A 25,717-nucleotide genomic window follows, 5' to 3' on the forward strand; every position below is an offset into this window, starting at 1 on the left:
GAAATCAAAGATCTTGATGGTCCTCGCCGGCCGACTCGCAACGATGGTCGCGGTCGCAGGCGATGTTGAGATTCGTGGCCCGATGATGACTATTCCAATCCGTGATCTCGAGGGCTCTCTCGTCTCGTTTGATTACGATATTCGTGGCCTCGCTGCCACGGTAGAGGACGTGCGATCTGATGCCGTCGCCGCGATGGGTAACGAACGTGGTGGGCAGCATGCCGCACTAGCGTTGATCGCCAACGGGATTATGGAAGACCACCCTGACTGGGACTTCTCGGTTGATTCCACCACCGATGACAACGAAGACAGTGACGTTGACCCAGTTTCGGTGAACATCGAAGACTTCTCTGTTATTGACCCGGAACACTACCCCGAGGGGCTTCCACCCGGCTACGAAACGCGGTAAACATAACCAACCCCGGGGTACAAATTCGAGGGGGCTGAGTTCTGCACCTTCAGCGTCGGAGCGACCCCGCCGCATGCTAGCGAGTGGGGAGACAGCTCGGAGTTGGCACTGCCTGCCGACAAGGGTTAGTGCTGTGCCTATGGCCTACCGCGATGCTCCTGGCTGCTCGGCCGGTAACGTGACGCCTCTCAGATAGGGATGTAGGAATCGTCGTTTGGGAAGAGTCCTTTATCGCTGTCTCTCTGAAGTTCCGTCCTGCCGCCCCGTTGACTCCTCCGAAGCTCAAACGCGACCTTTCCCAAGTTCAGAGCTTTTTCGTGCTGACTTGTGGCATACCTCCATCGCCTCTCTGTCACTCCTCGTAGTCGGCTCAGAGCCAACGTAAATGCGGAGTGAAGAGCCTGGTGAAATTGCCCATGCAGGCATAGCTGATCGTGAACCACGCAACGGCCAGGAGGTAATGGAGGCGGCCGATGGCGTGGAGGTCGCGGATCGCGGAGGCCAGCGAGCTCGGGCCGATGCCGATCGCGCGGGCATTGTCGTCGAGGGAGTGTCCGAGCAGGCGTGCGCAGTGCGCGCTCTTGTCCTCCCCCGCCGAGGTGAGGTGCAGTTCCCGACGATTGCCGGATCCCGGAGTCGCACCGTTGGTGATGAGGTCGTCGGCGAGCAGCGCCTTGACAATTCCGGACCCTGCCGCCTCGGTGACGCCGAGCGACTTCGACAGGGTGCGCCCGGTGATGCTGGGGAGCTGACCGAGGGTGACGAGAGCGACGTACTGGTTGTAGGTCATTCCCTCGGGACGGAGCATTTGCTCCGCCCGCCTGTCGAGTGTGCGGACCAGGTCGTGAAGCTCATGAGCGAGATCCATAGGAGTAAATTGAGCATTTAAGATAATCGAGGGCAGGGGTCATTCGACGATTATCTGCGGCCTGTCAATTGGCAGCACGTCAGACCGCGGCCGGTCGGTCCACGTCCGCTCGGATTACGGCCGGTCGAATCTCAGCCCGTCGGGAACGATTGCAAAAGACCGATCCCTGTCGGTTCTACCGGAAATCGGAGATCTCCCGCTACGAAGACGATGGGCGACCGGGTCAGGGCAGCCTCGGCGAGGGTCAGGCGGTGAAGATCGCGACGGCCTTGATCACGGTCAGAGCCAGTCCCCAGACGAGGCCGCCGACCACGACGACGGTCAGAGTCGTGCCGACGGTCTTGTAGGCACCTCCGACGGGAGACTGCGGGGAACCGGAATCGGGAACTTGCGCGATGGGGGTGGAGTCATTCATGAGCTCAGCTCTTCCTTCAGTTCTCTTCGAGGGCGGCGGCTTGTCGGGCTGCGACGTCCTCTTCGCGCTCGAAGTGCTTGTCACTGACCGGGCGGATGAGTGCATTGGCGATCAGCCCGATGACCAGGGCGCCGACCATGATGAACATCCCGGGCGTGTAGAGCGCGGGACCGGACTTTCCGGCCGCTTCCCCGGCCTCGACGACGGAGTTGACGATGAGCGGCCCGGCCACACCGGCCGCCGACCACGCGGTGAGCAGCGCACCGTGGATGGCCCCGACCTGATAGACGCCGAAGAGGTCCTTGAGGTACGCGGGCACGGTGGAGAATCCGCCCCCGTAGAAGGAGATGATGATGAGCGTGGCCAGGACGAAGAGGATGAGCGAACCGCCGCCGAAGAAGGCGACGAGGAGGTAGAGGACCGCGCCGCCGCCGAGGTAGAGCATGTAGTTGTTCTTCCGGCCCAGGTAGTCCGAGGTCGTCGACCAGATGAAGCGGCCGCCCATATTGCCGATCGAGAGCAGACCGACGAAGCCGGCGGCCGCCGCGGCGGTGATGCCGAAGTAGGCCTGGATCATCGGGGCAGCGTTCTCGAGGATGCCGATTCCGGCGGTGACGTTGAGGAAGAGGGCGACCCACAGCAGCCAGAACTGCGGGGTCCTGATCGCGTTGCGCACGGACACATTGCCAGTCGTCTGCATCGGCTTCGAGGTCGCCTGCGAAGGGTCGAAGCCCTTCGGCGCCCATTCGGGGTGCGGGACGCGGATGACGAAGGCACCGGCGGCGATGACCACGGCGTAGACGATGCCGAGGGTGATGAAGGTCGGGGTCAGGCCCGCGACGAGGTTCTCGGGTTCGGCACCGCCGCCGTAGAGGTTCATCAGCTGGTTCGACATCGGGCTGGCGATGAGAGCACCGCCGCCGAAGCCCATGATCGCCAGGCCCGTGGCCAGGCCGGGACGGTCCGGGAACCATTTCATCAGCGTCGACACCGGCGAGATGTAGCCGATGCCCAGACCGATCCCGCCGATGACGCCGTAGCCGAGGTAGACCAGCCACAGCTGACCGGCCACGATGCCGAGGGCGGCGATGAAGAAGCCGATCACCCAGCAGGTGCCTGCCGCGACCATCGAGGCGCGCGGTCCGTTCTTCTCCACCCAGGGGCCGAACACGGCGGAGGAGATGCCGAGCATGAGGATCGCGATCGAGAAGATCCAGCCGATCGAGACCTCACCGGCGTCGAAGTGCGACATGAACGGGATCTTGAACACGCTGAAGGCATAGACCTGTCCGATGCACAGGTGGATGGCCAATGCCGCCGGTGGGATCAGCCACCGGTTGAAGTTCTTCGGCGCGACGATTGCCGAGCGCGTGAGAATGGAAGCCACGGGAAGTCCTTTTTCGCTATGGAATCCGTGTCGGCGTCGACAGCGGAGAGTGGACGGAGCGCGGACGTATCGCGCTCCTGTTCCCCTCAAGGGTAGGGCTCACCCAAGGATTTTTCGAGGAATGCTCAGCAATTCCTGCAGAAGTGTCTCGAGATTCCCGTTCAGCGGGAAGTGAAGCCCGCGACCGCCTCAGAGGTTGATCGTAACGTCGGCCTGCTTGCGCAGCTTCTTCGCGTACTTCTGGGTCGCCTTGTTCGACTTCTCGCTCTTGACCTGCTCTTTGAGCTGGGGGCGCATCTCATCGATCGAGGGCACCTCGGGGGCCTGGCCCTGTCCGCCCTGCTGGGCCATCTGCTCCTGCTGGGCTTTCGCCTTCTCATAGGCCTGGCCGATCTCTTCGCCGCTGACTTCGAACTCACCGTATTCGTCATCGATGAGGCCTTCGATCTTCAGCTGGTTCTTCAGCTCCGAGCGGACCTTCTTCTCATCCATGCCCTGGTCCTTCATGGCGGACAGGAAGTCCTTCTCGCTCATCTGCCCCGACTTCGCGGATTCCTTGAGCGCCTTGTCGATGTCCTTGTCCGAGACCGAGATCTTGCGCTTATCGGCCTCCTGGGTGAGCACCTCGGTGCTCACGAGGTTCTCGGCCGTCTGCTTCTTCAGGCCCTTCTCGTCGACCGGCTGACCCGACTGCTGAGCCTGCATCTGCATCTGCTGGTACTGAGTCTCGAAGAGAGGGACGAAATCGTCCTTCGTGATCTTCTCGCCGTTGACTTCGGCGACGACCTCGGGGATGTCCTTCGTGTTCGGTTTCCCCTGTTGGCCCTGTTGGCCCTGCTGGTCTTGTCCAGCGGAGTCAGCACCGGGGGACTGCTCGGCTGCGGCCGAGGACTCCTGCGGTTTCGCGTCGTCGCCCTGGCTTCCGCACGCGGCCAGCGCCACGACGGAGACGGACATGGCCAGGCCCAGCAACCACCGGTTGGTTCGCACAATCACTCCTGCTCTCGGATTCAGCCTGCCAGATTAACAGCGACGATTCACCGAAGAATGTGTGGAATATGTGTGTCTCTTGGCAAGGGCTCCTGCGGTCGGCCGCTGCCGCGCCTCGTCGCGGCCCGACTCGGACCGATCGGGGCTGACCACGAGCCGCCTCGGCGGGTACACTTCAGCTACCGGACGGGGGCGGCCGCGGACACACATCCGTGAAGCCTGGGGCGAAAGGAGCCGATCATGGAATCGACGTTTCGCGGGGTGTTCCTTACCTGCACCGACGTCGAGGCGACCGCCGCCTTCTATCGCGAGATCGCGGGCCTTCCGCTCGAGGCCGCGGGCGACGAGGACTACACGTACTTCGTGTTCGAACTCGACGGTGTGCAGATCGCCCTCCACGGTGCTGAGGCGTTCGCCGACTACACCTTCCCGCCGGTTGCCGAGTCGAACCTCACGCACCTGTACTTCCGGATCCCCGACCAGGCGGAGTTCCTCGAGCGGATCCGTCACGCGGGCACCCCGCTCGTCGACGTCGACGAGGTCGTCGTCACCGTCGAGGACCCCGACGGCCGGAAGGTCATGTTCGGCACGGCATGAGGAGGTGCTCCGCACAGGTCTCACGTGGGCGACTGTTTCTCAGTAGAGTCGGAGTCACAGACCGTCCGGCCCGAAGGAGCACCTGTGTCCAGTTCCGCAGCAGCATCTGCGCCCATTCCCGATTTCCGCACCGAAGCGCAGAGCCACCTCGGCGATCTCATCGCCCTGCGCCGGAGACTGCACGCTGATCCCGAGCTCGGCTTCGACCTGCCGCGCACGCAGAAGGCCGTGCTCGACGAACTCGCCGGCCTCGGACTCGAGATCACGACGGGCAAGAGCCTCACCTCGGTGGTGGCGGTGCTCCGGGGCGGGAAGCCTGGCCCCGCAGTCCTGCTCCGCGGTGACATGGACGCGCTGCCGGTGAAGGAGGAGACGGGCCTCGACTTCGCCTCGACGAACGGGAACATGCACGCCTGCGGGCACGACATGCACACTGCGGGTCTCGTCGGAGCCGCCCGCCTGCTCGCCGCGCACAGGGACGAGCTGCCCGGATCGATCATCTTCATGTTCCAGCCCGCCGAGGAGGTCGAGGGCGGTGCCGAGCCGATGATCGCCGAGGGCGTCCTCGACGCCGCCGGAGTGCCGGTCGTCGCCGCGTACGGGATCCACGTGGAGGCCGATGAGCGCGGGCGCTTCACGACCAGGGGCGGGCCGCTCATGGCCGGATTCGCCGATCTCAACCTCACGATCCACGGCGCCGGCGGGCACAGCTCCCAGCCGCAGTCGACCCGCGACCCGGTGCCCGCGATCGCCGAGATCGCGCTGGCGCTGAACACGATGACGACTCGGTCCTTCAGCATCTTCGACCCCATCGTCGTCTCCGTCACCCAGCTCGAAGGCTCCCAGGCGAGCAACGTCATCCCGGACTCGGCGAAGCTCGCCGCCTCCATCCGCTTCCTCTCCGCCGACTCACTGACACTGCTGCAGGAGAGAGTGCACGAGGTCGCCGAGAACATCGCCCGGGCGCATCGCTGCACCGCCGAGGTGGACTTCCAGGTGGGCTTCCCCGTGACCGTGAACAACCCCGGCGAGACGGCGACGGTCCTCGGCCGCCTCGGCGAGGTGTTCGGTGAGGAGAGGGTCGTCGAGGCCGAGCATCCGCGGATGGGCTCCGAGGACTTCTCCTATGTGCTCGAGAAGGTGCCGGGGACCTTCGTGTTCCTCAGCGCGACTCCGGAGGGCATTGATCCTGCGGCGGAGACGAACCACTCGCCACGCGTGCAGTTCGACGACGGTCTGCTCGGCGATCAGTCCGCGGCGCTGGCGCATCTGGCGTTCGCGCGGCTGGCCGACGAGGCGGGGTGAGGCGGCTCGAGCGCCGTCCTCCGTCGAACCGGGCCCTCTCAGGCGTTCGAGGGGACGGTTTCGGCCGCCTCGGCGAGGGCTCGCCTCTTCGCGCCGCGGTGACCGATGACGGTGGCAACCGCGATGGCGACGGCGACGAGGGCGATGCCGATCCATTGATTGAGCATGAGCGTCGCTGCGCCGGCCAGCGCTCCGATGAGGATGAGGATGACTGCGAGCAGGCGTCGGATCCACCGGATGCTGTCGCCGCCGGCCAACCGCGAGTCGGAGGCCAGCCCGACGATCGTCGAGGTCACGACCACGGTGGTGACATCGGCGATCTTCATCTTCCGAGCAGCGGCCGCCTGCGCCCCCATGAGCGCCGATAGCGCCGAGGTGAAGACCGTGCCGGCGAGGCCGACCTCGGGGTCGGGCATCAGACCAACGTACAGGGAAAGCCCGGCACAGCCTGCGGCTACGATCGCGAAGATCAGCGTCGTCCGCCTCTGCCAGGCCTCGCCGATGTCACCGAGGATCCGGCCGGACAGGGCGGCGCCGATCATGAAGAAGACGAGAGCGAGCGCGGGCCTGAGGACGGGAACGCCGTCGGCCCCGGCCAGACCCATGCCGAGGATGACGACGTTGCCGGTCATGTTCCCGGTGAAGACCTTGTCGAAGCCGAGGTAGCCGATGGCGTCGACCATGCCGGTCGAGAAGGTCAGCAACAGCAGCATGGCCAGGTCGAGTCGACGTGTCATCGGCTCCCTTTCGTCGGAGAGTGTGGGAGTGCCGCGGCGGTGCATTCCGAGCGTCGGGAATTGGAATGCACTTCGGCCGTCCCATTATTCGGAATATCCTCAGCGTTTGTATACAAAACTTTAAGCGCCCTATAAATTGTATGCAAATACTGCTTAAGGTTTGAGATCACGAGGGAGTGCGAGTGAAAAAGCGGATAGTTGCGGTGCTTGCGGGTGCCGCTCTGCTGGCCGGATGTGTGCCGGTGCAGCCATTGGGTGAGCCGCCCGAACGGTCCGACGTGAAGTCGATCGACGCTGATCCCGCAGACTTCCGCGATGGTGGCGACCTCGTCATGGCGCTGTCCTCGGAGCCCGACCGGCTCGACCCGACCACTTCCTCATCGCTCTATACCCGCTATGTCATGCAGACGATGTGCCAGAAGCTCTACGACATCGACGAGAACGGTGAGATCACCCCGATGCTGGCCACTGCGATGCCTTTGATCTCTGAGGACGGAAAGACGGTGCGGATCCCCGTCAGAGACGGCGTGAAGTTCGCCGACGGGACGGAATTCGACGCCGAGGCGGTCAAGACGACGATCGAGCGCGGAATCAATCTCGAGGAATCATCGAGAGCCGCAGAACTCGGGCCCATCAACGAGGTGTCCGCGCTCGACGCCCACACAGTGGAGGTCACCTTCGACCAGCCCTTTGCCCCGTTCACCGCAGCGCTGGCCGATCGAGCCGGGATGATCATGTCTCCCACGGCGCTGGAGAAGGAGGGCGAGGACTTCGGCGACAATCCGGTCTGCGTGGGTCCGTTCAAGTTCGAGAAGCGCATCGCGCAGACTTCGATAAAGGTCGTCAAAGACCCGAACTATTACGACGCCGACAAGGTCCACCTCGATTCAATCACCTATCAGATCATGACCGACGCCAATATCCGAGCCGCGAACATCCGCTCCGGAGACGTGCAGGTCGCCGATACGATCTCCCCCCAGGACGTCGATGCTTTGGACGAAGAGTCGGGGATCGGTCTCCTGCAGTCGAACTCCCTCGGATATCAGGGACTGACTGTGAATATGGGGTTCGGCGACGCTCCGGAGAACTTCGAGACGCCCTTGGGCCAGAAGCCCGAAGTGCGCAGGGCACTGTCGATGGCGATCGACCGCAAGGCCCTCGTCAACACCGTCTTCAACGGGTGGTTCTCGCCTGCGTGTTCCGGCATCTCTCCCGACAGTCCGTTCGCCACGGAAGCCAGCGACGAATGCGTCGACTACGACCCAGAGAAGGCCAAGCAGATCCTCAAGGATGAGGGAGTCGAACTTCCGCTGACCGTGAATATGAAGGTATCGAACACGCAGGACACATTGCGGTTCGCCCAGGCTGTCCAAGCTGCCGCCAAAGAAGCGGGCTTCGACATCAAAGTGCAGCCGATGGAGTATACCGCTCTGCTCGATGCGCAGGACCGCGGTGACTACGAACTGCTTCAGCTGGGATGGTCAGGACGAGTGGATCCACACGGCAACCTCTACACCTTCCACTATCCCGGTGCTGCCAATAACGTCACCGGCGAGGACGATCCGCAGCTCAATGATCTTCTCACCAGCGCCAGCGAATCCACGGACGAGGGCGAGCGAGCCGACCTCTACGGCCAAGCATCTCAGCGGATCGGGGAGATCAACTCGATCATCTACCTCTACAGACAGAAGAACCTCACCGCATACACCGAGGACGTCGCTGGAATCGACGTCTATTCCGACGGCGTCGTTCACCTGTCCGAGGCCGGCTTTCTCAAGAACGGAGGTCAGCGATGACTCGGTTCGTCCTCACGAAGATCCTGCACGCGATCATCACCTTCGTGCTCTCCGGAATCGTCATCTTCTTCGGAGTGCGGCTCCTTCCGGGTGATCCCGCCTTGGCCATGGCCGGTGAGGAAGCGACACCCGAGCGGCTCGACGCTATCCGCGCTGATCTCGGTCTCGATCAGCCTCTGCTCGTCCAGTTCCTCAAGTTCATCGGTTCCATCCTCACCGGTGACCTCGGGGATTCCACACGAACGGGCCTCCCGGTGACCGACATGATCGCGACGACGCTTCCGGTGACTCTGTGGCTGGCTCTCTACGCCATCGTGGTCGCAGTCGTCGCCGGGATCGCCCTGGGAATGATCGCGGAGCGCTTCCGCGGGAGGTGGCCCGAATTCGGAAGCAACTTCATCGCCCTTCTCGGTCTCTCGGTTCCGAATTTCTGGCTCGGGCTCCTGGCCATCCTCGGCCTCGCGGTGAGTCTGGGGTGGTTCCCTGCCTCCGGGTACGTCGATGTGCTCTCGGATCCGATCCGCGGCATCTACTATCTCACCCTGCCCTCGGTCATTCTCGGCACCAGCCTGGCTGCCGTCATCACGCGACAGACGCGAGCTTCGATGATCGAGACCATGGGAACCGACTATGTGCGGATGGCGCGAGCGAAAGGGCTCTCGCGGCCGCGCGTGCTGTTCCGCTACGGGCTGCGCAACTCACTCATCGTCCTCGTCACCATCGTCGGTCTGCAGCTGGGCGGCCTCATCTCGGGTGCCGTGGTCACTGAGCGCATCTTCGCGCTGCCCGGCATCGGCAAGCTCACCCTGGATGCAGTGTTCTCCCGCGACTATCCGGTCATCCAGGCCGTCGTCCTGGTGATCACTGCGTCGTACATTCTGATCAATCTGGCCGTTGACATCCTCTATTCGGTCATCAACCCACAAATCCGCGTCAGCGAGGATGCCTCATGAGCACACCGATCGTCACCAACACGAACAAGAGCACCCAGGGTCTCGACCCGGAGTTCCACGCCTCGACGAACAGAACACTGTGGCTGATCAAATCGATCGTGGGAACTCCTCTGGGGCTCATCGGCTCGGTCATGGTCGTTCTCGTCGTCCTCATCGGCGTCTTCGCACCGCTCATCGCGCCGTACGGGTTCGCCCAGACGAATTTCCATGTGCCATTTCAAGTTCCGGGGACCATCGGCTATGTCTTCGGCACAGATGACCTCGGGCGAGACATCCTGTCGAGACTGGCATTCGGAGTCCGGGCCTCACTTCAGGTGGGTCTGCTGGCTGTCCTGCTCGCTGTCGTCGTCGGAACACCATTGGGGCTCTTGGCCGGTTACTTTCGCGGTCTCGACTCGGTCATCTCCCGATTGACCGATGTCACCCTGGCCTTCCCGTTCCTCATCATCGCGGTCGGTCTGGCTGCGATCTCCGGCCCGAGCCTGTCGAACGCCGCGATCGCCCTCGGTATCTCGCAGGTGCCGACGATGATCCGCGTGGTCAGAGGAGAGACGATGCGGCTGAAGTCCGCCGACTTCGTCAAGGCGGCCATCGCCACCGACGCGTCGAAGGCCAGAATCCTCGGCATGCACATCCTTCCCAACGCTGCCTCGGCGATCATCGTTCAGGCCACGGTCATCCTTCCCACCGCCGTCATCGGCGAATCGATGCTCTCCTTCCTCGGCTTGGGAATCCAGCCGCCATCGCCCAGCCTGGGGATCATGCTCTCCGATGCGCAGCAGTACATCTTCCGTGCACCGTCCACAGCGCTGTTCCCCGGTCTCGCAATCCTCTTCATCTGCCTGGCCTTCAACCTCTTCGGCGACGCCCTGCGCGACGCCCTCGACCCCAACTCCAAGAAGGGACACTGACTTGTCATTCACTCCACCTGCGACTTTCACCACCCGCCCCACGCTCGAAGGCCACTTCGGTATGGCGGCCTCCACCCACTGGCTGGCTACCGCCGCCTCGCAGGCCGTGCTCGAACGCGGTGGCAATGCCTTCGACGCCGCTGTAGCCGGCGCCTTCCTCCTGCACGTCGTCGAACCGCACCTCAACGGCCCGGCTGGTGACATGACGGGCATCTTCGCGACAGCCGAGGATCCGTCGAATCCGAAAGTCATGATGGGACAGGGGCCGGCCCCAGCTGCGGCGACGATCGAGCACTACCGCAGCGAGGGCCTCGATATGGTGCCCGGAGCGGGGGCGCTCGCTGCGGCGGTTCCAGGAGCGGTCGATTCGTGGCTCAACCTGCTCGAGCATCACGGCACCTGGGAGGTCGCGGATGTCCTCGACTTCGCTATCGACTATGCCGACAACGGACATCCGGCTCTTGCTCGCACTGTCGGGACGATCGAGCGGGTTCAGGACCTGTTCACAGAACATTGGCCGAGTTCAGCGGCTCAATGGCTGCCGGAAGGCAAGGTCCCGGAGGCTGGAGAACTGATCTTCAACCACGCCTACGCCGACGTTCTGCGCAGACTCATCGCGGCCGGCGGGGAAGAGCCCACACGGGAAGGCAGGGTCCAGGCCGCTCGCCGCGAGTGGAAGACCGGCTTCGTCGCCGAGGCGATCGCAGAATTCATCACTGCCCCCCACCGGCATTCGACGGGAAGCGACCACGCCGGAGTGATGACCTTGGAAGACATCGCCGGATTCGATGCGCACTTCGAGGAACCCGTGACCATTGACTTCCGCGGCCATCAGATCGCGAAGATCGGCGCATGGGGGCAAGGGCCCGTGCTTCTGCAGGCGCTGAAGATTCTTGAGGGATACGACGATGAGCGTCTGGACCCCTCCAGTGAACTCGGCGCCCACACCATTCTCGAGGCGCTCAAGCTGGCGATGGCCGACCGCGACACGTACTACGGTGACGGCGAAGTCGATCTCGACTGGCTGCTCAGCGACGACTACGCTGCAAGTCGGCGGGCGCTCATCACGGAAGAGGCTTCTGCAGAGTTCCGCCCGGGGACCAGCCGTAAAGGTCTCGCTCCGGCATTCGCACCGCCACTCGTCCTCGAAGGTGCGGACCGGGAGGAGCTCATCAAAGCGGGGATCGGCGAACCCACCGTGCAGAAGAACGGCGTCAACAACGGCGACACCTGCCACATCGATGTCGTCGATCGCTGGGGCAATATCATCTCGGCAACGCCCTCGGGCGGGTGGCTGCAGTCCTCACCGACCATTCCGCAGCTCGGCTTCGGCCTCGGCACCAGGCTGCAGATGATGTGGCTCGATGAGACCGCTCCGTCGGCTCTCGCCCCAGGCAAGCGGCCCCGCACGACCCTCACCCCGACTCTGATCTCCAAAAACGGTCAGCCAGTCATCGCACTCGGCTCTCCCGGCGGTGACCAGCAGGAACAGTGGCAGCTGCTGCTGATACTCCGGCTTCTCGTCGGCGGTTACGCGGCTCAGGAAGCCATCGACGCCCCGGCTCTGCACACGACTGCGTTGGCCGGGTCCTTCTGGCCCCGCACGTGGGTCCCCGGGGGAGCGGTCGTCGAGGATCGCCTCGGCGATGAAGTCATCAACGGTCTCATCAGCCGGGGACACGCGGTGACCAAGGCCGGCGACTGGGAGTTGGGCCGGCTGTCGTGTGTCTCCCGGGACCCAGAAACCGGACGGATGACGGCAGGGGCGAACCCGCGCGGGGCCCAAGGCTATGCGGCAGGCAGGTGAATGACGTGAGCGGAGAATTTGTGCTCGAGGTCTCGGGGCTGGAAGTCTCCTACGAGTCACCGGTGCTCCACGATGTGAGTTTCACTCTCGCGCCGGGGGAGCGTCTGGCACTTGTGGGGCAGTCGGGTTCGGGAAAGTCGACGACTATCGGAGCAATCTTGGGACTGCTTCCCGGCGCGGGCAGAGTCAGCGCCGGATCGGTGAAGTATCGTGGCGAGGAACTGGTCGAGGCGGACCGACAGAGGCTGCAGGAGCTGCGTGGCCGATCGATCGCGCTCGTGCCTCAGGACCCGATGGCCAGTCTCAACCCGAGCATGCGCGTGGGCGACCAGATCGCTGACGCCCTGTGGACCTACGGGGTCAAGGACTCGGCTGAGCTGACTCGTAAGGTCGTGCAGCTGATGACTGATGCGGGTATCCCGGACGCGGAGAATCGGAGACGCTCCTATCCCCATGAGTTCTCTGGCGGAATGCGGCAGAGGGTGCTGATTGCGATTGCGCTGTCGGGAGACCCCGACCTCATCATCGCCGATGAGCCGACGTCGGCACTCGATGTGACGGTGCAGAAGCAGATCCTTGATCATCTGCAGAAGCTTGTCACGGAAAGAGGCACTTCGCTGCTGTTCGTCACTCACGATCTGGGAGTGGCCGGCGAGCGGACCGACACCATCCTTGTCATGCACCAAGGACGAGTTGTCGAACGTGGTGCGCCCCAAGATGTCCTCGGTGACCCTCAGGACGAATATACGAAGTCGTTGGTCAAGGCGGCACCGAGCATCGTCGTCGAGCGTGAAGGCCGACCGCTGGCGGATCCAGACGGTGTCGATGAGGCGACGCAGCCGGAGAAGGTCCTCGAGATCAGCGATCTGCACAAGGTGTACAGGCTTCGTGGGCGCGGCAAGGAGGTCCATGCACTCAAAGGTGTGAGCTTCTCCGCGCAGCGCGGTCAGACGACCGCGGTCATCGGCGAGTCGGGATCCGGAAAGTCGACCATCGCGAAGATCGTCCTCGGTCTCGAAAAAGCGACGAGTGGCGAAGTGCTCGCCGGAGGTCGCAATGTCGACGCGACTTCGCGGGCTGAGCGCAGCACTCTGCGTCGATTCAGTCAGCCGGTGTTCCAGGATCCGTACTCCTCGCTGAATCCGATGTGGAGCATCGGACGGATCATCCGCGAACCGCTCGACGTGTTCAAGATCGGCGGGACGGCTGAACGCAGCGCGAAAGTCCGAGAGGTGCTCGAACAGGTGGCGCTGCCGGAGTCGATGCTCGAGCGTCGGCCTGCGGAGCTGTCCGGCGGACAACGACAGAGAATCGCGATAGCCCGGGCCCTCATCAGCGAACCGGAACTGCTGATCTGCGACGAAGCAGTATCCGCGCTCGACGTATTGGTCCAGGAGCAGATTCTCGACCTTCTTCGCGACCTGCAGTCGAGCCTGGGGGTGAGCTGCCTGTTCATCACCCATGACCTTGCAGTCGTCTCGAACTTGGCAGACGATGTTGTTGTGATGAAAAGCGGAGAGATCGTAGAAGCTGGAACGACGAGAGATGTCATCGAGCATCCGAAAGCCGATTATACGCAGAGGCTTCTGACGGCTGTTCCGGGTTCCGGCCTGCTCAATGTCTGAGCCTGAACGCACGACCCCGCTCACCTCGAGCAGCGTCAGCGTCGGGGCACAGATCCGTGATGACATCATCAAGGGGGTCCACCCGTCGGGCACCAAGCTGCGGGAGGCCGCCCTTGCCAAACAGTACGATGTCTCGCGGATCCCGGTTCGGGAGGCGCTTCGCTCGCTCGAAGCCGAAGGGCTCGTCGAGTCTCGGCCGTACAGCGGCAGCATGGTCGCGCCCTCCCCGATCGAAGATGCCGAGGACCTCTTCGAGATCCGCATCGTTCTCGAATCGGCGACGGCGAAACGCGCGGCGAAGCGTGCAGCCGAACTCAACGGCAGCGATGTACCCGATCCCAAGTGGCGCGCCCAGCGCAAGGAGATCAGCGACATCCTCGACGCCGGTGACATCGTCATAGGGCAGGAACGCTACGAGGAACTCGCCGTGCTCAACATGCGCTTCCACTTTGCCGTCGCCGAACTCAGCGGGAGTCTGTCGTTCATCAGCCTGCTGCGTCAGATCTCGGGCAAGATCGAATGGCTGTACTCACTCAATGTCACTCGGCGCGGCCCCCAAGCCTGGCCCGAGCATCGGGAGATCATCGCGGCCATCGACGCCGGTCAGCAGGCCGAAGCCGCCGAGGTGATGGCCCGGCACGTCCGCCGCAGCCGCGATTCCTACTTCGCGATGATGGCCGAACAGTCTCAGACCACCTGAGGGCGCCCTGATACCTCGAGCAGATATCGGGGAGGGCGCCCTCAGATGGAGTGTAGGGAGATCGAGCCCTGGGCGGGCTCAGCGACCGTCAGCCGTCGGCCAGCAGCCGGTCGAGCTTGTTGTAGCCCTCGACGATTCCATGCTCCATCCCCGAGGCGACCATGCCGTCGCGGGACTCGAGCGAATCGAAGACCGAGGTCGAGGTCAGCCGGGTCCGCCCGTCGCCGAGGGCGGTCAGAGTGAGGATCTCGAGATTGACGGCATCGGGGAAGCCTTCGAAGGTGAAGGTCTGGACGATGCGCTCCTTCTCCCGCACCTCGTGGAACGAACCGAAGAATCCGTATTCGCCGTTTTCGTCGGACGCGACGTAGCTCCAGTTGCCTCCGGTCGTCGGATTCCATTCGCGGATCGTGTTCGTGATCGTATCCGGACCGCACCACTTGACGAAGAGCTCCGGGTCGATGTGGGCACGGAAGACCTTGTCCGGGCCGGCCGCGAAATCGCGGGTGATCGTTACGGTCTGCACGCCCTCGGGGACGTCGAGTTTGAGCGTCGAGTAGTCGGCGGTGTCTGTGGTGGTCATGTCATGCTCCTTCGCGTGATGTGGGTTCGTCCTCGTCCATCTGTTCGAGGACGGCGTCGAGGCGCTGGTAGCGCTGCTCCGCCTGCTGCCTGTATCTGTCGATCCATTTCGTCATGAGATCGAAGACTTTGTCTTCGAGGTGGACCGGTCTGCGCTGGGCCTCACGGGTGCGAGTGACGAGGCCGGAGTCCTCGAGGACCTTGAGGTGCTTCGACACGGCCTGCACGCTCACGTCATAGGGTTCGGCAAGCTCGTTGACCGTCGCATCGGCGACGCTGAGCCGAGCGACGATGTCCCGGCGCGTGGGGTCGGACAGGGTTGCGAAGACCTTGGAGAGCTGATCTGCCATTGAGCCTCCTGAGGGATGAGAACTATTATTCAACCAACCGGTTGAAAGGTAGCCTAGGTCTCGCACCCGCAGATAGTCAATCGTTTGGTTGAATAAAGTTCTCGAACGTTCCCCGCCGCGCCGATTTTTCTTCGCGCCCATTCGCCGAGCAAGCGAACCTGACGTACAGTCAAAACGACCAGTTTCGCCGCACCGACAACGATGTCTGGAGAAGATGATGCCCAACCTGCGACAGCAGCTGTTCCGAATCAAGCCGGTCCCACGGCAGAAGGAAGACGTCGAGACCGACCTCAAGCGCACGATCGGCCTGTTCTCACTCACGATGGTCGGCGTCGGCTCGACCATCGGCACCGGAATCTTCTTCATCCTCTCCGAATCCGTGCCGGTGGCCGGGCCTGCTGTGATCTGGTCGTTCGTCATCGCCGGAGTCGTCGCCGGCCTCGCTGTCATCTGCTATGCCGAGCTCGCCGGCTCCGTCCCCGTCTCCGGATCGTCCTACTCCTACGCCTATGCCACCCTCGGCGAGCTTCCCGCTATGGGAGTCGCCGCCTGCCTGCTCCTCGAATACGGGGTGGCCGGAGCGGCGGTCGCGGTCGGCTGGTCGCAGTACGTCAACCAGCTGCTGTACAACCTCTTCGGCTTCCAGATCCCGCACGCCCTGGCCTATGCGCCCGAAGAGGGCGGCATCGTCAACCTCCCGGCGATCATCCTGCTCGCGATGTGCTGCTTCCTGCTGGTGCGCGGCACCGGCGAATCCATCGTCGTCAACGCCATCATGGTCTGCCTGAAGATCGGCGTCCTCGTCTTCTTCATCTGCGTCGGCGTGACCGGCTGGAACACCGACAACTTCTCCGACTTCGCCCCCTTCGGCATCTCCGGCGTCGTCGCCGGCTCGGGACTGATCTTCTTCAGCTACGTCGGCATGGACGCGGTCGCGACAGCCGGAGACGAGACGAAGAACCCGAAGAAGACGATGCCCAGGGCCCTCATCGCCGCCCTCATCATCGTCACCTCCGTCTACGTCCTCGTCGCCGTCGCCGCGCTCTCCGCCCAGCCCTGGGAAGAGTTCGAAGGCCAGACTGCCGGTCTCTCGGCGATCCTCGAGGCCATCGTCGGCTCCCAGTGGCCGGGCACCGTCGTTGCCGCCGGTGCTGTGATCTCGATCTTCTCCGTCACCCTCGTGTCGATCTACGGCCAGTCCCGCATCCTGTTCACCATGGCAGGAGACGGCATGATGCCCAAGCTGTTCCGCGACGTCAATCCCCGCACGCTCACCCCGGTCAAGGGCACGATCGTCGTCACCGTGGTCATCGCAGTCCTCGCCGGTTTCATCCCCCTGAACTTCCTCGCCGAGATGACCTCGATCGGCACCCTCGTCGCCTTTGTCGTCGTCTCCCTGGCCGTGATCATCCTCCGCGTGCGCGAACCGAACCTCGAACGCGGCTTCAAGGTTCCCTTCTACCCGGTGCTGCCGGTGCTGTCGATCATCGGCTGCTTCTGGATCATCTCCAGCCTGCAGGTCATCACGATCGTCGTCTTCGTCATCTGGACCGCCATCATCCTCGGGCTCTACTTCGTCTTCGGCCGCAAATCGTCCGTCCTCGGCAGGCAGCTCGCCGAGGCGGGTCCCGCCCTTCAGGAACCCAATGATCCCGCTGGAGGTCGATCATGACCATCGTCGTCGGAGCCGCGCCCGGCCAGGACAACAGCGCCGCCGTGGAACTCGGCATCGTCATGGCCCGCACCTACCGGAAGACCCTGACAGTGGCCGCGATCAGCTCGACCGCCTGGCCGCCGAGCCGAGACAAGATCGACGCCGAATACCAGGCGCACATCCGCAGAATCGCCGAGGCGACCCTCGACCAGGCGCGCGATCTCGTGCCTTCCGATATCGAGGCCGACTACCTCGTCCGCGGTGCCGGCTCCTCGAGGCGCGGACTGCTGGAGGTCAGCGAGAGCGTCGGAGCACACCGCCTCGTCGTCGGTCCGGCCGCCGACGGGAGGCACGGCCGGATCGCTCTGGGCTCGGTGTCGAACGGGCTGCTCCACAGTGCGGAACTGCCCGTGGCGCTCGCCCCGGCCGGCTACCGCGCCGAGGCGGGCGCGAAACTGCAGCGGATCAGCGCGGCCTACAGCGGCTCCTCCACCTCGGCGGGACTCATCGTCGGAGCCGCCATGGTCTCCGCGGAGTCGGATGTGCCCTTCCGGATCGTGTCCTTCGCCCCGAGGCCGCGCGTGCTGTCCGCGGCGAGCATCGGGCTGAATGCGGAATCGCACGTCGTTGATGAGTGGGCCGAGGTCGTGAGAGAGCACACGGACAAGATCCTGTGCTCGATCGACCAGCTCGACATCAGACCAGGTGAGACGGATGTCGCTGTGGGCACCGGGCCGGACTGGTCGGCGGCGCTCAACGCCGTGGAGTGGAAGCACCCCGAGGTGATGATGCTCGGCTCGTCGGGGCTGGGCGCGCTCAAGCGCGTGTCGCTGGGAAGCCACGCGATGCGGATCCTCCAGAACTCGCCTGTGCCGGTCGTCGTCGTGCCCCGGCGCGCGAAGGAGAGCTATATGCGCGGCATGTGAGATGTGCGAGGGGCGGCTCGCCGCGAGAACCAGGCCATTGCGTGGCGGGCAGCCGCACTCTCATGTCCAATACTTGAACAGTTCCAGTCTGCGTTTCGGGACGACGCTACCGTGGTCGATGGTCACAACGAAGTGGCTGAACCGAACGAGAGGAACCATATGGAACTGCAGCGCCTGGGGCCGATCGGCCAGGAGATTCCCGCCGTCCGCGTCGACGATGTCTGCTTCGATCTGCGCCCGCTGACTGCCGACATCGATCCGAAGTTCTTCGCAGCCGGCGGAGTCGAACAGGTCACTGCGGCCCTCGAGGCCGGTGAACTCACGCCACTCGACGGTGCCGACGATCTGCGCATCGGCGCACCGCTGACTCGTCCCTCGTCGATCGTGTGCGTGGGCATGAACTATGCCGAGCACGCGGCAGAGGCCAGGGCCGCACCTCCCGAGCGTCCCGTCATCTTCTTCAAGATGCCCTCGACCATCGCCGGGCCCACGGATCCGATCGAGCTGCCGCCCGAGGCTGCGAAGGCCGACTGGGAGGTAGAGCTGGGAGTGGTCATCGGCACACGAGCCTACCGGGTCGCCTCGGCGGAGGACGCGATCGATCATGTCGCCGGCTTCGTGCTGGCCAACGACCTGTCCGAACGCCGCCTGCAGATCGAGGAATCCGGCGGACAGTGGTCGAAGGGCAAGAACCTGCCCGGCTTCACTCCCTTGGGCCCGTCGATCAGGCCCGCCGCCGAGGTGGACTCCCGTTCGCTGCGCCTGCGCAGCTGGGTCAACGGTGAGGTCCGACAGGATTCGTCGACCAGCGACCTCATCTTCTCCGTCGGGGAGATCATCCACCAGCTCAGCCAGGCGATGGCGTTCGAGCCGGGCGACGTCATCCTCACCGGCACGCCGCAGGGAGTGGCGCTGTCCGGCCGGTTCCCCTATCTGGCCGACGGTGACGTCGTCGAGATCGAGGTCGAGGGGCTCGGCCGCCAGCGACAGGTCGTCACCGTCACGCAGTGAAGGATGAGCGCCGAGGCTGCGCGGCCCTCATCGGCATATCGGCGGGGCCGCCGCTCGGCGCCGCTGCCGCTGCTCGACGCCGCTGCCTTCAGGATGTCCGACCGGCGGCGACCGAGTCTGCGATTCCTCTCGCGTCGGTGGTGCTCAGCAGGACCTCGTCGAACCCCGTCATCTCCCGATCGGTCTGCAGGCGCAGCAGCGGCAGCCCGCGCTTCATCGCGACCAGCCTTCGGGTGCCTGAGAAATGGGTGAACGTACCGAGCTTGCGGCGGCCGGAGATGGCCAGCCCCGAGCGCATGCCGAGCACTTCTGATGTCCACCCGGGCTCCGCTCGTGCTGCGCGGATCGCGTGGGCGGGAACGTGAAAGGTGCTGCGGCCCGTCATCATCGATTCCCATCCGGGAAATCCGACAGTGAGGCCGTGCTGATCGTATTCGACCTGCGTCATCGCAGTCTCCTCTGATTCAATGTGAGTGTCTGTTCGAGAATATTATCACGATGATAACAATGGAGGAAGTCCCATGGTCGCTGAGGATCCGTCCGCTGAGTACGCCGAGGGATCGGCGGTCGACGCTGTGCTGCATCCGGTGCGGATGAAGATCGTCGGGCAACTCGGTGGTCGCACGATGACGACGACGCAGCTGCGCGAAGCTCTGCCCGAGGTCAAGCAGGCGACTCTCTACCGGCACATCTCGGCGCTTCTGGAGGCCCAGGTCCTCACCGTCGTCGACGAACGGAAGGTGCGGGGAGCGGTCGAACGGACCCTGGGCCTGGGGGAGCGGCTGGCGCATGTCGACCACGAGGGCCTCGATGCGATGGATGACGTCCAGCTGCGTTCGGCGTTCCTCGGCTTCCTCACCAGTCTGTCGTCCGACTTCGAGCGTCTCCTCGATGAGAGCGGCCGGGAGGACCGAGGGCTGCTCGGCTTCACCCGCGCTCCGCTCTACATCGATCCCGAGGAGCTTCCGGCGCTGCAGTCCGGACTCATGGACCTCCTCGCGCCCTATCTGGAGCCGAGACGAGAAGGGCAGAGGCGCTTCAGCCTCGCCACCGTCCTCCTTCCCGAGGTCGACTCGGCTTCCTCGGAGCAGTCAGAGCAGTCAGAGAAGTCAGCGGAAAATGCTTCTGCGGATTCGACCGGCGCCGAATAGTCGGGCATCGGCCGCTCCGGAGAGGCCGGCCGCCCCGCTCACGCCCCGACGGCGGATATCCCCGCCGCAGCCGGCGACACCTGGCACCATGGGAGAACCGAACCACGCACGACTAGGAGCATCGTTATGAGCAGGCACCGACTTCCCCTCACCGGTGTGCGAGTCCTCGAACTCGGAAACTACATCGCCGCGCCCACCGCCGGCCGGATGCTCGCCGACTTCGGCGCCGAGGTGATCAAAGTCGAGCGCCCGGGAACCGGAGACGAGATCCGCAATTGGCGGCTCAAGGCCGGCACCACCTCGATGCTCTACCGCACGATCAATCGCAACAAGAAGTCCGTCGTGCTCGACCTGCGCTCCGAGGAGGGGCGAGAGGCCGTGATCGAGCTCGTCCGCCGCAGCGACATCGTCCTGGAGAACTTCCGTCCCGGCACCCTGGAGAAGTGGGGACTGGGCCCGGATGTCCTCGAGCAGGCCAATCCGGAGCTCGTCCTCGTCCGCATCTCCGCATTCGGCCAGACCGGGCCGATGGCCGCGCGTCCCGGCTTCGCCGCCGTGGCCGAGGGATACTCGGGCTTCCGCGAGCTCGTCGGCGACCCCGATCGCCCGCCCGTGCGCGTGGGCATCTCCATCGGCGACTCGATCGCCGGCATGCAGGCCGCCTTCGGAGCCGTGATGATGCTCTTCGACCGTCAGCGCCAGAAGATCGCCGGAGCCGCCGAGGCGGTCGTCGGCTCCGCTCACAGCTTCGAAGGGGAGGGGCCGCTGTCCGAGCGGACCGTCGACGTGGCGCTGAACGAGGCGATGTTCTCCGTCATGGAGTCCCTCGTGCCCGACTATTCGGCCTTCGGCGAGATCCGCACCCGCACCGGCGGACGGATGGAGGGCATCGCGCCGTCGAACGGCTACCTCTGCGCCGGTGGGAAATCCGTGGTCATCGCCGGCAACGGAGACGGGATCTTCGGGCGGCTGATGAATGCCATCGACCGTCCCGACCTCGCCGAGGATGCCGAACTGCAGACGAACGCCGGACGCTGGGGCCGTCGGGAGGAGCTCGACGAGGCGATCGGCGCCTGGTGCGCCGAGCGCGAAGTCGACGAGGTCGTCGAGATCCTCGAGGACGCCGGCGTCCCCGCGGGCCCGATCTACACCGCCGAGGACCTCGTCGCCGATGAGCAGCTGGCCGCCCGCGGGATGATCCAGAACCATGACGTCTCCACCGGCGAGGAGGTGCTCGAAGACGTCGCTTTCCCCGGAGTCACCCCGGTCATCGGCGGCGAATCGATCGCCATCGACCACCTCGGGCCCGACCTCGGCGAGCACACCGAAGAAGTGCTCGACTGGCTGGGCCTCCACCGCGAGGGCACGGCAGCCGATGACGAGAGCGGGGCGAATACCGAGGACTGAGTCCCGGTGAACGGGACTTTTGCTGGGCAATTCTCCCAGCATTCTCACATGGCGAACACAGCCTGGCCCGGGAACAGAGCGCGTTGTATAACGAGATCAGCCCCGCGCACAGTCGCACGGAGGTGAATAGTTTCCCGTTATTCGGGAGCATGTGAGAAGGAGTCCCATTGGCCCGGCCCCACACAGTCGAGATCCTCGACACCACTCTGCGCGACGGACTGCAGATCGAGAAGACGCTCGTGCCCACCGACGTCAAGGTCGTCCTTGCCGAGAAGCTCATCGCCGCGGGACTGAAGCAGATCGAGGTCGGGTCCTTCGTCAATCCGAAGAAGGTCCCGCAGATGGCCGACACCGACGAACTCCTGCGCCGTCTGCAGCCGCACGAGGCCGACGGGGTCGAGTTCTTCTCCCTCGTCTTCAACCTCAAGGGCGCCCAGCGGGCCGTCGACGCCGGAGCGAAGAACATCAAACTCGTCCTCTCGGCCTCCGAGGGGCACTCGCGGGCGAACTCCGACGCCTCCGTCGCCGAGGCGAGCGAACGTCTCATGGCAGCCGCCGACTATGCCCGTGACGAGGGGCTGCGCTTCGACATCACGACCGCCGTGAGCTTCATCTGCCCCTTCGACGGCATCACGGACGCCGGCCACCTCGTCGAGGTCCTCCGCCCCTTCGTCGAGGCCGGCTCCCACGGCATCGGCGTGGCCGACACCATCGGCAACGCCAGCCCCTCCCTGGTGCGTCGGAACACTCAGGCCGTGCGCGAGGCTTTCCCCGACAGACCGGTCAACCTCCACCTCCACGACACCTACAACTTCGGGATGGCCAATGTCATCACCGCCCTCGACCTCGGGATCGCGAACTTCGACGCGGCCATGGGCGGGCTCGGCGGCTGCCCCTTCGCCCCGGGCGCGGCAGGCAACATCGGCACCGACGACCTCGTCCACCTCCTCCACCGCGAAGGAGTGGCCACCGGCGTCGATGTCGCGGCCCTGACCGAGGTGCGTGAGCCCCTCATCGCCGCCGTCGGACACGGACTGACCTCGAGCCTGTCGGACATCCCCGCCACCCCCGCGGCCTTCGACGACCGCTTCGCCCCCGCCTCGGCGAGGGACAGCGCATGAGCACGGAACCGCTGCCGCTCGAGGGCATCCGCGTCATCGAGTTCTCGCACATGGTCATGGGCCCCAGCTGCGGGATGATCCTCGCTGACCTCGGCGCCGAGGTGGTCAAGGTCGAACCGCGCGGCGCCGGGGACAAGACCCGCTACCTGCCCGGCTCGGGATCCGGACTGTTCCCCGCGTTCAACCGCAACAAGCACAGCGTCCAGCTCGACATCGCCGAGGCGGACGACCGTGACACGGTCCTCGAACTCATCGATTCCGCCGACGTCCTGCTGGAGAACTTCCGTGTCGGGAAGATGGAGTCGATGGGCTACGGGTACGCCGAGCTCTCGGCCCGCAATCCGCGGCTCATCTACTGTTCGCTCAAGGGCTTCCTGCCCGGCCCGTACGGGAACCGGGCGGCCCTCGACGAGGTCGTGCAGATGCTCGGCGGGCTCGCCTATATGACCGGTCCGCCCGGCCAGCCTCTGCGCGCCGGCGCGAGCGTCAACGACATCATGGGCGGCATGTTCGGCGTCATCGGCATCCAATCGGCGCTGCGGGTCCGTGAGACCACCGGACGCGGCAAGCTCATCAACTCCGCCCTGTTCGAGAACAACGCCTTCCTCGTCGGCACCCACATGGCCCAGGCGCAGATCAGCGGTGAGCCGCCGCGGCCGATGCCGACCCGGCAGGCGACGTGGGCCGTGTACGACATCTTCCGCGACGCCGATGACAACCAGGTCTTCGTCGCCGCCGTCTCCGATGGGCAGTGGCGCGACCTGTGCGAGGAATTCGGGCTGAGCGGGCTCGCCGCCGATCCGGACTTCCTGACCAATCAGGGCCGAGTCGACCAGCGCGAACGCATCCACCGCGAACTCCAGACGGCGCTGTCGGAACTGACGCTGGCCGAGATCGAGGAGAAGTGCACCCGCCGCGGACTGCCGGTCGCGCCGGTCAATACCCCGGCCGACCTCACCTCCGACCCGCACCTCGTGGCCTCCGGGGCACTGGCGTCGACCGGTCTGCCGACCGGGGGCGAGGTCGACGTGCCGCTGCTGCCGCTGACCTTCGATGGCCGGCGGCTCGGCCTGCGCAGCGATGTGCCCGAACCCGGCCGGCACAACGGGCACTACCGGGATGGCTCCGCGGTGCCGAACGGCCCGCCGTCGCCAGGACAACGGGGCCCCGACGACAGCTGAACGAGCCGGCGAGGCCAGAAGACTCAGCGACACCGCAACACCCAGCACCACCGGAACACCCAGTGCCACCGGAACACCCAGCGACACCAGAACACTCGGCGACAACTGAACAAAGGGGAAGACACATGCGATCGACGATGATCACGCGCACGCGGCGGGCCGCCTCGGCGGGTGCGGAGACGAAGAGGAACGTTCGCACACGCGCAGTCGGAGTCGGGGCGGTCCTCGCGGGACTCGCCCTCGTGGCCACCGCCTGCGGCAACAAGGCGCAGCCGCCCGGCGAGGGCGGGGACTACCCGAAGGGACCGGTCACGGTCACCGCGCCGGCCGAACCCGGCTCCGGATGGGACACCACGGCCCGCGCGATGGTCGAAGCCCTCCAGCAGGAGGACATTGTGAGCACCCCGCTGCCCGTGCAGAACAAGCCCGGCGGCACCGGCTGTTCCTGGATCACCTCGATGATGCAGCAGGAGAAGGGCAAGGACGACCAGATCGCCGTCACCTCCCTGGCCAGCCAGACGATGAAGGCCCGCGGCCTGTGCGAATACGGTCCCGAGGACACCACACTCATCGCCACCCTCTACGTCGAGGACTTCATGGTCGTGACCCCCGAGGACGGAGACTTCAAGGACCTCGACGCCCTGGTCAAAGCGCTCAAGGACGACCCGCAGAAGGTCACCGTCGCGGCCGCCGGCGATGACACGCTGCCGTTCGCGCTGTTCGCCGAGGAAGCCGGCATCGACCCGGCCGACATCAACTTCGTCAACTACGACGGCGGCGGCGAACAGACGACAGCCATGCTCAACGGGGACGCGAAGGTCGCGATCGCCGGCATGAGCGAGTTCCGTTCGGTGCTCGAATCCGGGGACATCAAACCGCTCGTGACCTTCGCCGAGAAGCCCCTGGCCGCGCCTTTCGACTCGGTGCCCACCGCCAAGGACTCCGGCTACGACGTCACTCTCGGCAATTGGCGCGGCGTGTTCGGCCCCGCCGAGATGCCCGATGAGGCCGTGGATTTCTGGGCCGAGGCGCTGGAGGACATGAGCGAGACGGACACCTGGAAGGAGACGCTGAAGAACAACCAGTGGGCCGAGGAGTTCCGCACCGGCGACGATGCACAGGCCTACGTCGACGAGGCCGCGAAGACGGTCGAGGAAGGCGTCAAGGAAACCGATCTGGGCAACGGCGAATGACCGCGCAGCGCACCGACCTCATCACCGGCGGCGTCATCGCCGTCATCGGTGCGGTCTACTACATCGCGACGTTCTCCATCCAGGAGACCGCGAACATCGTCACCCCGCGCACCTTCCCCGCGATCGTGGGCATCGCGCTGATCGTGCTCGGCCTCTTCCTCGCCGGCCAAGCCGTGTACAGGGCCCGGAAGACCGCCCTCGCCGAGGCGGGGCCCGGGGTCGGCGACGCCCCCGGCGTGGGGATCGGGGACGGCGCGGCCGCCTCGGCGGGGGAGGCGGCAGATCCGCACGAGCCGCGCGGCGGGGTCACCCTCGAAGTGCCGCCGGAGCCGGCGACGCGGAAGGTCGTGTTCCAGTTCGCGCTCTTCTTCGTCTATCTGGCCATCCTCATCCCGGTCGGCTTCCTGCTCTCGACTGCGGCATTCCTCATGGGGCTGACCAGCATCTATGCGCCCGAGAAGTGGATCCGCAACCTCATCTTCTCCGTCGTCTTCGCCGTCATCGTCTACGGTGCGTTCGTCTACGGACTCGCCGTGTACCTGCCGGTCGGGATCCTGGGCTAGGTGTACTTCCCCGTGAGGTTGTGAACACGAGCTGATGGCGTGAGTCCACCGATGCCGGTATGGGGTCGGTGGAAATTA

The 25,717-nt window shown here is 64.9% G+C and carries 26 protein-coding genes; 18 read left to right on the top strand and 8 right to left on the bottom strand.

Going from position 1 to position 25,717, the window contains the following annotated elements; translation table 11 throughout:
* The first annotated feature begins 13 nt into the window (after positions 1–13).
* A complete protein-coding gene (locus IIE29_RS07335; RefSeq protein ID WP_209324559.1) occupies positions 14–409 on the top strand; it encodes a hypothetical protein in 396 nt (131 codons plus the stop codon).
* Between the two features lie 370 nt (positions 410–779).
* Here the strand turns inward: IIE29_RS07335 and IIE29_RS07340 are convergent, their stop codons facing one another.
* The 4 genes from IIE29_RS07340 to IIE29_RS07355 form a co-directional block, all read right to left on the bottom strand.
* The gene (locus IIE29_RS07340) at positions 780–1,217 is read right to left on the bottom strand and encodes a MarR family transcriptional regulator (RefSeq protein WP_209324560.1); all 438 of its coding nucleotides are present in this window, start codon (positions 1,215–1,217) and stop codon (positions 780–782) included.
* Positions 1,218–1,521: 304 nt separating this feature from the next.
* Positions 1,522–1,692: a hypothetical protein gene (locus IIE29_RS07345; RefSeq protein ID WP_209324561.1), complete on the bottom strand. Its 171-nt coding sequence runs from the start codon at positions 1,690–1,692 to the stop codon at positions 1,522–1,524.
* Between the two features lie 16 nt (positions 1,693–1,708).
* Positions 1,709–3,079, bottom strand: coding sequence for an L-lactate MFS transporter (locus IIE29_RS07350; protein WP_209324562.1), 1,371 nt, complete (start codon positions 3,077–3,079; stop codon positions 1,709–1,711).
* A gap of 189 nt (positions 3,080–3,268) precedes the next feature.
* A complete protein-coding gene (locus tag IIE29_RS07355) occupies positions 3,269–4,069 on the bottom strand; it encodes a SurA N-terminal domain-containing protein (protein ID WP_343071832.1) in 801 nt (266 codons plus the stop codon).
* Positions 4,070–4,309: 240 nt separating this feature from the next.
* Between IIE29_RS07355 and IIE29_RS07360 the strand changes: the two genes are divergently transcribed.
* Both IIE29_RS07360 and IIE29_RS07365 read left to right on the top strand, forming a co-directional pair.
* Positions 4,310–4,666 (top strand): VOC family protein, encoded by a 357-nt coding sequence (locus IIE29_RS07360; RefSeq protein ID WP_209324563.1) that lies wholly within the window; start codon positions 4,310–4,312, stop codon positions 4,664–4,666.
* Positions 4,667–4,750: 84 nt separating this feature from the next.
* The gene (locus tag IIE29_RS07365) at positions 4,751–5,971 is read left to right on the top strand and encodes a M20 metallopeptidase family protein (protein WP_209324564.1); all 1,221 of its coding nucleotides are present in this window, start codon (positions 4,751–4,753) and stop codon (positions 5,969–5,971) included.
* A gap of 38 nt (positions 5,972–6,009) precedes the next feature.
* Here the strand turns inward: IIE29_RS07365 and IIE29_RS07370 are convergent, their stop codons facing one another.
* Positions 6,010–6,708, bottom strand: a complete 699-nt coding sequence (locus tag IIE29_RS07370) for a YoaK family protein (RefSeq protein WP_209324565.1) — start codon at positions 6,706–6,708, stop codon at positions 6,010–6,012.
* A 182-nt stretch (positions 6,709–6,890) separates the two neighbouring features.
* Between IIE29_RS07370 and IIE29_RS07375 the strand changes: the two genes are divergently transcribed.
* Genes IIE29_RS07375 through IIE29_RS07400 form a run of 6 tightly spaced genes read left to right on the top strand, consistent with a single transcriptional unit; the run spans position 6,891 to position 14,500 of the window.
* Positions 6,891–8,504 carry an ABC transporter substrate-binding protein gene (locus IIE29_RS07375; protein ID WP_343071833.1) on the top strand — a complete coding sequence of 538 codons (1,614 nt, stop codon included), beginning with the start codon at positions 6,891–6,893 and terminating at the stop codon, positions 8,502–8,504.
* Positions 8,501–9,457: an ABC transporter permease gene (locus tag IIE29_RS07380; protein WP_209324567.1), complete on the top strand. Its 957-nt coding sequence runs from the start codon at positions 8,501–8,503 to the stop codon at positions 9,455–9,457. The genes IIE29_RS07375 and IIE29_RS07380 overlap by 4 nt, the downstream gene beginning before the upstream one ends.
* Positions 9,454–10,368, top strand: coding sequence for an ABC transporter permease (locus IIE29_RS07385; protein ID WP_209324568.1), 915 nt, complete (start codon positions 9,454–9,456; stop codon positions 10,366–10,368). The genes IIE29_RS07380 and IIE29_RS07385 overlap by 4 nt, the downstream gene beginning before the upstream one ends.
* A gap of 1 nt (position 10,369) precedes the next feature.
* Entirely contained in the window at positions 10,370–12,175 is a 1,806-nt protein-coding gene (locus IIE29_RS07390; RefSeq protein ID WP_209324569.1) for a gamma-glutamyltransferase family protein, read from the top strand.
* Positions 12,172–13,800 carry a dipeptide ABC transporter ATP-binding protein gene (locus IIE29_RS07395; protein ID WP_425491441.1) on the top strand — a complete coding sequence of 543 codons (1,629 nt, stop codon included), beginning with the start codon at positions 12,172–12,174 and terminating at the stop codon, positions 13,798–13,800. The genes IIE29_RS07390 and IIE29_RS07395 overlap by 4 nt, the downstream gene beginning before the upstream one ends.
* Entirely contained in the window at positions 13,793–14,500 is a 708-nt protein-coding gene (locus IIE29_RS07400; protein WP_209324571.1) for a GntR family transcriptional regulator, read from the top strand. Before IIE29_RS07395 ends, IIE29_RS07400 begins: the two co-directional genes overlap by 8 nt.
* 88 nt (positions 14,501–14,588) lie before the next feature.
* On the opposite strand, the gene IIE29_RS07405 is transcribed toward IIE29_RS07400, so the two are convergent.
* Positions 14,589–15,083, bottom strand: coding sequence for an SRPBCC family protein (locus tag IIE29_RS07405; RefSeq protein WP_209324572.1), 495 nt, complete (start codon positions 15,081–15,083; stop codon positions 14,589–14,591).
* Between the two features lies 1 nt (position 15,084).
* Positions 15,085–15,432: an ArsR/SmtB family transcription factor gene (locus IIE29_RS07410; RefSeq protein ID WP_209324573.1), complete on the bottom strand. Its 348-nt coding sequence runs from the start codon at positions 15,430–15,432 to the stop codon at positions 15,085–15,087.
* 217 nt (positions 15,433–15,649) lie between these two features.
* On the opposite strand from IIE29_RS07410, the gene IIE29_RS07415 reads away from it, so the two are divergent.
* The 3 genes from IIE29_RS07415 to IIE29_RS07425 all read left to right on the top strand — a co-directional run bounded on the left by IIE29_RS07415 (position 15,650) and on the right by IIE29_RS07425 (position 19,023).
* A complete protein-coding gene (locus tag IIE29_RS07415) occupies positions 15,650–17,104 on the top strand; it encodes an APC family permease (protein WP_209324574.1) in 1,455 nt (484 codons plus the stop codon).
* Positions 17,101–18,012 carry a universal stress protein gene (locus tag IIE29_RS07420; protein WP_209324575.1) on the top strand — a complete coding sequence of 304 codons (912 nt, stop codon included), beginning with the start codon at positions 17,101–17,103 and terminating at the stop codon, positions 18,010–18,012. Before IIE29_RS07415 ends, IIE29_RS07420 begins: the two co-directional genes overlap by 4 nt.
* Positions 18,013–18,171: 159 nt before the next feature.
* Positions 18,172–19,023 (top strand): fumarylacetoacetate hydrolase family protein, encoded by an 852-nt coding sequence (locus tag IIE29_RS07425; protein WP_209324576.1) that lies wholly within the window; start codon positions 18,172–18,174, stop codon positions 19,021–19,023.
* A gap of 88 nt (positions 19,024–19,111) precedes the next feature.
* Here IIE29_RS07425 and IIE29_RS07430 read toward each other — a convergent pair whose 3' ends face one another.
* Complete coding sequence (locus tag IIE29_RS07430; protein ID WP_209324577.1) at positions 19,112–19,471, bottom strand: hypothetical protein; 360 nt, start codon at positions 19,469–19,471, stop codon at positions 19,112–19,114.
* A gap of 73 nt (positions 19,472–19,544) precedes the next feature.
* Here IIE29_RS07430 and IIE29_RS07435 point away from each other — a divergent pair, with 73 nt between their 5' ends.
* The 6 genes from IIE29_RS07435 (at position 19,545) to IIE29_RS07460 (ending at position 25,639) form a co-directional block, all read left to right on the top strand.
* Positions 19,545–20,174 (top strand): helix-turn-helix domain-containing protein, encoded by a 630-nt coding sequence (locus IIE29_RS07435; RefSeq protein WP_209324578.1) that lies wholly within the window; start codon positions 19,545–19,547, stop codon positions 20,172–20,174.
* Positions 20,175–20,300: 126 nt separating this feature from the next.
* Complete coding sequence (locus IIE29_RS07440) at positions 20,301–21,581, top strand: CaiB/BaiF CoA transferase family protein (RefSeq protein WP_209324579.1); 1,281 nt, start codon at positions 20,301–20,303, stop codon at positions 21,579–21,581.
* 167 nt (positions 21,582–21,748) lie between these two features.
* Positions 21,749–22,702: a hydroxymethylglutaryl-CoA lyase gene (locus tag IIE29_RS07445; protein ID WP_209324580.1), complete on the top strand. Its 954-nt coding sequence runs from the start codon at positions 21,749–21,751 to the stop codon at positions 22,700–22,702.
* Positions 22,699–23,883, top strand: a complete 1,185-nt coding sequence (locus tag IIE29_RS07450; protein ID WP_209324581.1) for a CaiB/BaiF CoA transferase family protein — start codon at positions 22,699–22,701, stop codon at positions 23,881–23,883. Before IIE29_RS07445 ends, IIE29_RS07450 begins: the two co-directional genes overlap by 4 nt.
* Before the next feature lie 125 nt (positions 23,884–24,008).
* Positions 24,009–25,076, top strand: coding sequence for a Bug family tripartite tricarboxylate transporter substrate binding protein (locus IIE29_RS07455; RefSeq protein WP_209324582.1), 1,068 nt, complete (start codon positions 24,009–24,011; stop codon positions 25,074–25,076).
* Positions 25,073–25,639 (top strand): tripartite tricarboxylate transporter TctB family protein, encoded by a 567-nt coding sequence (locus IIE29_RS07460; protein WP_209324583.1) that lies wholly within the window; start codon positions 25,073–25,075, stop codon positions 25,637–25,639. The genes IIE29_RS07455 and IIE29_RS07460 overlap by 4 nt, the downstream gene beginning before the upstream one ends.
* Positions 25,640–25,717 lie beyond the last annotated feature (78 nt).

Source organism: Brevibacterium renqingii (assembly GCF_017808095.1).
GTDB lineage: Bacteria > Actinomycetota > Actinomycetes > Actinomycetales > Brevibacteriaceae > Brevibacterium > Brevibacterium renqingii.